Source organism: Mycobacterium sp., assembly GCF_051006775.1.
GTDB lineage: Bacteria > Actinomycetota > Actinomycetes > Mycobacteriales > Mycobacteriaceae > Mycobacterium.
On the sequence record NZ_JBPCSX010000154.1, the window covers coordinates 1 to 8,200 of the forward strand.

The following is an 8,200-nucleotide window of genomic DNA, read 5'->3' on the forward strand; positions in this document are numbered from 1 at the left end:
CGCGCGGCGATACCGTCGTGAATGTGCTTGGCCCACAGGCCTCCGCCGTAGACGAAGCCGGTGTAGCCCTGCAGCAGGGTGGCTCCCGCGGTGATGCGCTCCCAGGCGTCGTCGGCGGTCTCTATCCCGCCCACGCCGATCAGCACCAACCGATCGCCGACCCGCCCGTACAACCTCCGCAGCACCTCCAGCGAGCGCTGCGCCACCGGTGGTCCGGAGACCCCACCCGGACCCAGATCGTCGACATCAGGGGTGCGTAGACCGGCCCGCGAGATGGTGGTGTTGGTGGCCACGATGCCGGCCAGTCCCAGCTCGACGGCGATGTCAGCGACGGCGTCGACATCGGAGTCGGACAGGTCGGGAGCGATCTTGACCAGCACCGGTGTGCTGGTCTCGGCCAGCACGGCGGTCAGGATCGGGCGCAGCGACTCAGACGCCTGCAGGTCGCGCAGTCCGGGGGTGTTGGGGGAGCTGACGTTGACCACCAGGTAGTCGGCCAGCGGCCCGAGCAACCGGGCGCTGGAGGCATAGTCCTCGGCGGCGTGCTCGGGCGGAGTGATCTTCGACTTACCGATGTTCACCCCGATCGGCACATCCGGGGCGTGCCGGGTCAGCCGTAGTGCCAGTGCCCCGGCTCCGGAGTTGTTGAACCCCATCCGATTCAGCAGCCCGCGGTCTTCGGGCAGCCGGAACAACCGGGGCTCCGGGTTGCCCGGCTGGGGCAGCGCGGTGACCGTGCCGATCTCGGCATAGCCGAATCCCATTGCGCCCCAGGTGTCCAGGCCCAGCCCGTCCTTGTCGAAGCCGGCTGCCAGCCCCATCGGGCCGGGGAAGCGAACCCCGAAGACCGTGCTGGCCAGTATCGGATCATGGGGGGCCAGCACCCGGCTCAGCTGCCGGCGGGCCGGGCCGGTCGCGGTGCCGGCCCGCAGTGCGCCGAATACCAGGGTGTGAATGCGTTCGGGCGGCGCCAGGAACAGCGCGCGGCGCACGGCGTCGTAAATCAAAGGCCCGGCTGATCGATCGCGGGCGGCACACCGGACTCAGTATCGGTGCGGGTCTTCTTGCGCCGCAACAGAACCCGGCGGCTACCGTCGGTATAGAGCCGCACCCGGGTCAGCTCCCAGCCCCGGTACTCGGCTTCGATGGACAGCCGCGTCGACGCGGTCACCCGGGTGACCTCCGGGGGCAGCCGCAACGGAATCCATTCGTAGTCGTCGGTGAGGCCGGCGGCCCAGGCGGCGGGCATGCGGCCGTAGGCGGCGCTCACCGGGCCGCCCCCGCATCACGGATCACCTGCACGCCGGCTCCCGACCCGGACACCACGTACAGGGTGCCCGATGCATCATCGAAGGCCAGCGAGTCAGGTTGGCGCACGGTCGGATATCGCACCTTCTCCACGGGGGTTCCAGTAGAGAGATCGTAGCCAACGACGGTGTTGGTGGCGGTCTGCGAAACCCACGCCAGCGTGGCCGAACCGGTCACGCCGTAGGGCGAATCGGCGACCGGTGCGGCCTGGCGCTCGATGAGCGGGTCGAGGCCGAAGACCAGCAGCTGCCCGGCACGGGTGTCGGTGACCAGCGCACGGCCCGCGGGATCGATGGCGATGTTGGTCGCACCCTGCCCGGCCCGGAGCGCCAATTGTGGTGTGCCCGCGGCGTTGAGGGCGGTCACCGATGTCTGCGCGCGGTCCAGGACGACGGCGACATCGCCCCAGGTGGCTATGGCGTCCACCCGGGCGAAGATGCTTGCGGTCGCGCTGACGGTCATGTCCGGCGTCAGCGTGTAGACGTCCCCGTCGGCGCTGCCGAGCACCAGGCGGCCGTCGGCGCGCCGGGCGATGGCGATGAAATCGGTGTCGGTGTGGCCGGCGACGGTGGTGCGCGCCGATGTGCCGGCCGGCAGGTCCACGGTGAAGACGCCGCCCCGGGTGGCCGCGAAGACGGTGCCCTGGCCGTCACCGCAGATCGCAGTGGCCGGTCCCGGCAGTGCCACGACGCGCGGCGTGCCTGACCCGCTGATGACGGTGACCGTCGAGGTGCCGGAACCGGGTGTCAGAACGGCCAGCGATGACGTTTTCCGGTCGACCAGGGCGGCCTGCGGCCGGCCGTCCACGGGCAGCACCTGCCCGGCCGGCGCGGTCACGGCCGGCGGTGACACCCCGACCCGGGCCGGTTGGATCGTCGGCGGCGGAGCGTCAGCCGGATTGGATGAACACCCGCCGAGCACCGCGACAGCCATCAGCAGTCCGCCCACCCTCGCGGCGGTGCGGTTCTTCTGGTCAGGCAACGGGTAGCCCCCGGTCATATCGGTTCATGGGTCTCTCGGGCGGTTCGCTCCTGGGAGTCTAGGGCCGTGCCTTGAACCCAGGCTCTCCGGCGAGCCGATCGCCGTTTGCCTCCCAGGGCCCGTAACCGGGGTTATGGTGTGGCTGTGACCTTGGCCGCGACCCCCCATCCCGCCGGGAGCGAGTTCGTCGTCGAGGACCTCATCACCGGCGTTTTCGCCAGCGGATTCGGCCGCCTCGGTGACGGTCGGCTGTTCTCTTTCCGCGTCCACCGCGGAGCGCTCATCGTCGAGATCTACCGTCCGCGGCTGTCCGGTCCGGTCCCGGCGCCCGATGACGTGGTCGCAACCGCGACCCGCGGCTTGGCCGATATCGACGTCGACGATCCGCGCAGTCTGCTGGCCGCGGTCCGCGACACCGTCGCCTCGGCCGAACCGGGCCGTTGATCCCGCGTCGCTCCTAGTACGGTCAGCGGCGTGGATGTGTCGTCGATGTCGTGGTTGCAGGTGCTCGTCCTGTCCGCGGTGCAGGGACTGACCGAGTTCCTGCCGATCTCCTCATCGGGCCACCTGGCGATCGTGTCGAGGATCTTCTTCGGAGCAGACGCCGGGGCGTCATTCACCGCGGTCTCACAGTTGGGCACCGAGGCGGCCGTCCTGGTCTACTTCGGCCGCGACATCATCCGAATTCTCAAAGCCTGGTTCGACGGAATCTTCGTCAGGGCTCATCGCGACAACATCGACTACCGGATGGGCTGGTACGTCATCATCGGCACCATCCCGATCGTTGTGCTGGGTGTTGCGTTCAAGGATCAGATCCGCTCCGAAGTGCGAAACCTGTGGGTGATCGCCACCGCCATGCTGGTGTTCTCGGCGGTCATCGCTGCGGCCGAATACTTCGGCCGGCAGGACCGCCACGCCGAGCAGCTCACCTGGCGCGACGGCCTGCTGGTCGGTCTGGCGCAGTGTCTGGCGCTGGTGCCCGGGGTGTCCCGATCGGGCTCGACCATCAGCGCCGGGCTGTTCCTCGGCCTTGATCGTGCGCTGGCTGCGAGATTCGGCTTCCTGCTTGCCATTCCGGCGGTGTTCGCCTCCGGTCTGTTCTCGCTGCCGGACGCCTTCCACCCGGTCACCGAGGGGATGAGTGCGACCGGAGTACAACTGCTGGTGTCGGTGGTGATCACCTTCGCGGTCGGATACGCCGCGATCTCCTGGCTGCTGCGCTTCCTGACCAACCATGCGATGTACTGGTTCGTCGGCTACCGGGTGGTGCTGTCGCTGACCGTGATGGCGCTGCTGGGCACCGGCGTGGTGGCTGCGACGTGAGCGCATGACCGTCATCCTGCTGCGGCACGGCCGCTCCACCTCCAATACCGCCCACACCCTGGCGGGCCGCGCGCAGGGCGTCGAACTCGATGAGAAGGGCACCGGGCAGGCCGCCGCCCTGGTGCAACGGCTCGAGGGCCTGCCGATCAAAGCGCTGGTGCGCTCACCGCTGCTGCGCTGTCGGCTCACTCTGGAACCGCTGGCGGCCGCGCTCGGCCTCGATCCGCTGGTCGACGACCGGCTCTCCGAGGTCGACTACGGCCAGTGGACCGGACGCAAGCTCGGTGAGCTGGTCAAGGAGCCGCTGTGGACGGTGGTTCAGCAGCAGCCCAGCGCGGCGGTGTTTCCCGACGGCGAGGGTCTGGCCCAGGTGCAGACCCGGGCGGTGGCCGCGGTGCGGGAACATGACCGTCGGCTTGCCGAGGAGCACGGCGGCGACGCCCTGTGGATCGCGTGTACGCACGGCGATGTCATCAAGGCCGTCGTCGCCGACGCGTTGGGCACTCACCTGGACAGCTTTCAGCGCATCACGGCCGACCCCGCGTCGATGAGTGTGATCCGCTACACCCCGGTGCGGCCGTTCGTCCTCCACCTCAACCACACCGGAGCCCAACTGGCGTCGGCTCTCTCAGCACCGCCTGCCCCCAGCGCAGACGGCGAAACCGACGATGATGCTGTCGTCGGCGGCTCGACCGACTGATTTCCGGCCCCGGTATTTTGGAGGTGACCATGACCCGCGCAATTCACGTCTTCCGCACCCCCGACCGGTTCGTCGCCGGGACGGTGGGCCAGCCCGGTAGCCGGACGTTCTATCTGCAGGCCGTTCACGACAAGCGGGTGGTGTCGGTGCTGTGCGAGAAGCAACAGGTCGCAATCCTGGCCGAACGGATCGGCGCGCTGCTGGTCGAGATCAACCGCAGGTTCGGCACCCCGCTTCCACCGGAGACCGAGGTGGCTGATCTGAGTCCGCTGATCACCCCCGTCGATGCCGAGTTCCAGGTGGGCACCATGGGACTGGGGTGGGATGCCGAGGCCGAGAGTGTGGTGGTGGAGCTGCTGGCGGTCAGTGAGACCGAATACGACGCCTCGGTGATCCTCGATGACGCTGAGGAAGGTCCCGACGCGGTGCGGGTGTTCCTGTCCCCGGAGTCGGCGCGTCAGTTCGCCGAACGATCCCAGCGGGTTATCGCGGCCGGACGGCCGCCGTGCCCGCTCTGCGAGGAGCCGCTGGACCCGGATGGTCACCTGTGCGTGCGCACCAACGGGTATCTGCGCGGCGGGCTGGCCGGTTCCCCTTCTGATGCAGAAGACGACCCCGAACCGTGACCGACGCCGACCCGCGACACCGGGCGCTGCACAGCGGCGAGCTGACCGTCCTGGGCCGGATTCGTTCAGCAAGTAACGCGACATACCTCTGTGAGGCAGCGCTTCCCGACCAGCCCGGGGACGTCGTGCAGTGTGTCTACAAGCCGGTCGCGGGTGAGCAGCCGCTGTGGGACTTTCCGGACGGGACGCTGGCCGGCCGAGAGGTCGGCGCCTATCTCGTCTCGGCCGCATTGGGTTGGGATGTCGTTCCGCTCACCATCATTCGTGACGGCCCCGCCGGACCCGGGATGCTGCAACTGTGGGTGGAGCAACCGGGTGACTGCGCAATGGTCGATCTGTGCCCGGCGAATTCCGTTCCGCCGGGATACTTTCCGATCGTCACCGCCTACGACTACTCCGGCGACGAAGTGAAGCTGATACACGCCGACGACCCGCGACTGCACCGGGTCGCGGTCTTCGACGTCATCGTCAACAATGCCGACCGCAAGGGCGGCCACATCCTGACCGGAGTCGACGATCGGGTGTACGGAATCGACCACGGGGTGTCGCTGCACGTCCAGGACAAGCTGCGCACGGTGCTGTGGGGCTGGGCGGGCCGGCCACTCGACGCGGCCACCCTGGAGGCCATTGCCGGACTCGATGAGCAACTCGGCGGCGATCTCGCCGAGCAGCTCGCCGAACACATCACAGCCGCCGAACTGGCCGCCCTGCGCAGGCGGGTCAGAGCACTACTCGATGACCCGGTGATGCCCGAGCCCGATGGGCGCAGCCCGCTGCCCTGGCCGGCGTTCTAGGACTGCCCGGCCGGCGTCCAGTTCATGATGCCGCCGTCGGCCTCCAGCGACAGATGTAGCTTCCCGTCGGAGATCAGGTAGCTGCGGACCCGTCCCAGCGCGGCGACCACCATGGTGTCGGCCGACGGCTGCGGGCAGTACATCCGGGTCAGGGCCAGCTCACCAAAGGTCAGGCTGCCAGAGTCCGGCGCCGCAGGTTCGGACTGCCACGTCGAGCTGCCACGATTGCAGTGCACCTGGAATGTGGCTCGCCCGTCGTCGCCGAACGTCACCGAATACAGGTTCGGGTCGTCGATCGTCGTGTTCGGCTGCTCCGCCGGTGCCATCGAGACGATGCCGACCAGATGCCAGCTCGTGCCGGTCAACGGGTCGGCCGCCGCCGCCGAGCCGCAGGCCGCCAGCGCCAGGGCGACGATCGGGAGTACCCACAGTGTCCGCCTGCCAGATATCCGCATGCCAGCGAATCTAGCCGCCGGGACGTCGGGGGAGCGCCGGTTATGCGGTCAGCGATACTTGCGGGGTGAGTAGCACCGACGCCGAGTTGGCGGCCGACCTGGCGCACGAGGCTGGACGGTTACTGCTGGCGGTGCGGGATGAGGTCGGCCACGACTTCCCGCCGGGTCTCGGTGACGCGGGTGACTTTCGCGCCAACGCGCTGCTGGTGCGCCGTCTGCGGGCCGAACGGCCCGGTGACGCGGTGCTCTCCGAAGAGGCGCATGACGACCTCCAACGGCTGCATGCCGACCGGGTGTGGATCATCGACCCGCTCGACGGCACCCGGGAGTACTCCATGCCGGGCCGGGACGATTGGGCCGTGCACATCGCGCTGTGGCAGCGCACCCCCGGAACCCCCGAGGGTGTCATCACCGACGCCGCCGTCGCACTGCCCGCGCTCGGTGAGGTGCACCGCAGCGACACCGTGACCGCGCCGGCGGCACCGCCGACCGGGCCGATCCGCATCACCGCGAGTTCCAACCGGCCGCCGGCGGTGCTGTGGCGGCTGCGCGACCGGCTCGATATCGAATTCCTCCGGATCGGGTCGGCCGGTGCCAAAGCCATGGCGGTGGTGCGCGGTGACGCCGATGCCTATATCCACGCCGGCGGTCAGTGGGAGTGGGACAACGCGGCGCCGGCCGGTGTGGTGGCGGCGGCCGGATTGCACGCCACCCGGATCGACGGCTCCCCACTGCGCTACAACCAGCCCGACCCCTGGTCGCCTGATCTGTTGTTCTGTCGTCCTGAGGTCGCCGACCTGCTACTCGACGCGATGTGGCTGGCCAGCTGATATGCACGCGTGGTCAGACGTTGAGGCGCCCGAACTGCCCGGGCGGGGTCCGGAGTTGCGGCTCTACGACACCGCTGACCGCCAGGTCCGGCCCACCACGCCGGGAGACACGGCGACGATGTACGTCTGCGGGATCACCCCGTATGACGCCACCCACCTCGGCCACGCCGCGACCTACCTGACCTTCGATCTGGTGAACCGGGTGTGGCGCGACACCGGCCACGCGGTGCACTACGTCCAGAACGTCACCGATGTAGACGACCCGTTATTCGAGCGGGCCGCGCGGGACGGTGTCGACTGGCGAGAACTCGGCGACCTCCAGACCCAGTTGTTCCGCGAGGACATGACCGCGTTGCGGGTGCTGCCGCCACGCGATTACGTCGGCGCAACCGAAGCCATCGCCGAAGTCATCGAGGTGGTGGAGAAACTGCTGGCCTCCGGTGCCGCCTATGTGGTCGATGACCCCGACTATCCGGATGTGTACTACCGCGCGGATGCCACCGTGCAGTTCGGGTACGAGTCCAACTACGACACCGAGACCATGAGGGCGCTGTTCGCCGAGCGCGGGGGAGACCCCGACCGACCGGGAAAAGCCGAACCGATGGATGCGCTGCTGTGGCGGGCACACCGACCCGGTGAGCCGAGTTGGCCGGCGCCGTTCGGCTCCGGCCGCCCCGGCTGGCATATCGAATGTTCGGCAATCGCGTTGAGCCGCATCGGTTTTGGATTCGACGTGCAGGGTGGCGGCAGCGATCTGATCTTCCCGCACCACGAGTTCTCCGCGGCACATGCCGAATCGGCCACCGGCGAGCGGCGATTCGCCCGGCACTACGTGCATGCCGGGATGATCGGCTGGGATGGCCACAAGATGAGCAAGAGCCGGGGGAACCTGGTGCTGGTATCTCGCCTGCGTGCGGACGGCGTCGACCCCGCGGCCGTCCGACTGGGCCTGCTGGCCGGGCACTACCGCAGCGACCGCTTCTGGAGCGACGAGGTGCTCGCCGAGGCCACTGCCCGCTTACAGCGATGGCGAACCGCGACCGGCTTGCCGGCTGGACCTGATGCGACCGACCTGATCGGGCGGATGCGCCGATACCTGGCCGACGATCTGGACACCCCGAAAGCGCTTGCCGCCGTTGACGGCTGGGTGACCGACGCGCTCGAATACGGGGGACACGACCAG

The 8,200-nt window shown here is 68.9% G+C and carries 11 protein-coding genes; 7 read left to right on the plus strand and 4 right to left on the minus strand.

The genetic code is table 11. The features are described 5' to 3' along the window. The 3 genes from ACR2JI_RS11220 to ACR2JI_RS11230 all read right to left on the minus strand — a co-directional run. Positions 1-1,004 (minus strand): quinone-dependent dihydroorotate dehydrogenase (locus ACR2JI_RS11220; RefSeq protein ID WP_526390151.1); only part of this gene is annotated, 1,004 nt, incomplete at its 3' end. After that, positions 1,004-1,249, minus strand: a complete 246-nt coding sequence (locus ACR2JI_RS11225; RefSeq protein WP_526390160.1) for a DUF5703 family protein — start codon at positions 1,247-1,249, stop codon at positions 1,004-1,006. The genes ACR2JI_RS11220 and ACR2JI_RS11225, both read right to left, overlap by 1 nt. Positions 1,250-1,266: 17 nt before the next feature. Further along, complete coding sequence (locus ACR2JI_RS11230; RefSeq protein ID WP_526390152.1) at positions 1,267-2,307, minus strand: hypothetical protein; 1,041 nt, start codon at positions 2,305-2,307, stop codon at positions 1,267-1,269. 126 nt (positions 2,308-2,433) lie between these two features. On the opposite strand from ACR2JI_RS11230, the gene ACR2JI_RS11235 reads away from it, so the two are divergent. The 5 genes from ACR2JI_RS11235 to ACR2JI_RS11255 are packed head-to-tail and all read left to right on the plus strand — an operon-like array spanning position 2,434 to position 5,732. Further along, positions 2,434-2,733, plus strand: a complete 300-nt coding sequence (locus ACR2JI_RS11235) for a hypothetical protein (protein WP_526390153.1) — start codon at positions 2,434-2,436, stop codon at positions 2,731-2,733. A gap of 45 nt (positions 2,734-2,778) precedes the next feature. Next, positions 2,779-3,612 carry an undecaprenyl-diphosphate phosphatase gene (locus tag ACR2JI_RS11240; protein ID WP_526390161.1) on the plus strand — a complete coding sequence of 278 codons (834 nt, stop codon included), beginning with the start codon at positions 2,779-2,781 and terminating at the stop codon, positions 3,610-3,612. Between the two features lie 4 nt (positions 3,613-3,616). Continuing rightward, entirely contained in the window at positions 3,617-4,312 is a 696-nt protein-coding gene (locus ACR2JI_RS11245) for a histidine phosphatase family protein (protein WP_526390154.1), read from the plus strand. 29 nt (positions 4,313-4,341) lie between these two features. Continuing rightward, on the plus strand, positions 4,342-4,938 hold the full coding sequence (locus tag ACR2JI_RS11250) for an Rv2134c family protein (protein WP_526390155.1): 597 nt from the start codon (positions 4,342-4,344) through the stop codon (positions 4,936-4,938). Next, on the plus strand, positions 4,935-5,732 hold the full coding sequence (locus tag ACR2JI_RS11255; RefSeq protein WP_526390156.1) for an Rv2133c family protein: 798 nt from the start codon (positions 4,935-4,937) through the stop codon (positions 5,730-5,732). The genes ACR2JI_RS11250 and ACR2JI_RS11255 overlap by 4 nt, the downstream gene beginning before the upstream one ends. Here the strand turns inward: ACR2JI_RS11255 and ACR2JI_RS11260 are convergent. Next, positions 5,729-6,187, minus strand: coding sequence for an META domain-containing protein (locus ACR2JI_RS11260; RefSeq protein ID WP_526390157.1), 459 nt, complete (start codon positions 6,185-6,187; stop codon positions 5,729-5,731). The two genes, ACR2JI_RS11255 and ACR2JI_RS11260, sit on opposite strands and share 4 nt — an antisense overlap. 65 nt (positions 6,188-6,252) lie before the next feature. Here ACR2JI_RS11260 and ACR2JI_RS11265 point away from each other — a divergent pair, with 65 nt between their 5' ends. Together ACR2JI_RS11265 and mshC are read left to right on the plus strand one after the other, a co-directional pair. Continuing rightward, positions 6,253-7,017, plus strand: a complete 765-nt coding sequence (locus ACR2JI_RS11265; protein WP_526390158.1) for a 3'(2'),5'-bisphosphate nucleotidase CysQ — start codon at positions 6,253-6,255, stop codon at positions 7,015-7,017. Position 7,018: 1 nt separating this feature from the next. After that, a partial coding sequence (mshC, locus tag ACR2JI_RS11270) for a cysteine--1-D-myo-inosityl 2-amino-2-deoxy-alpha-D-glucopyranoside ligase (protein ID WP_526390159.1) occupies positions 7,019-8,200 on the plus strand: 1,182 nt, incomplete at its 3' end.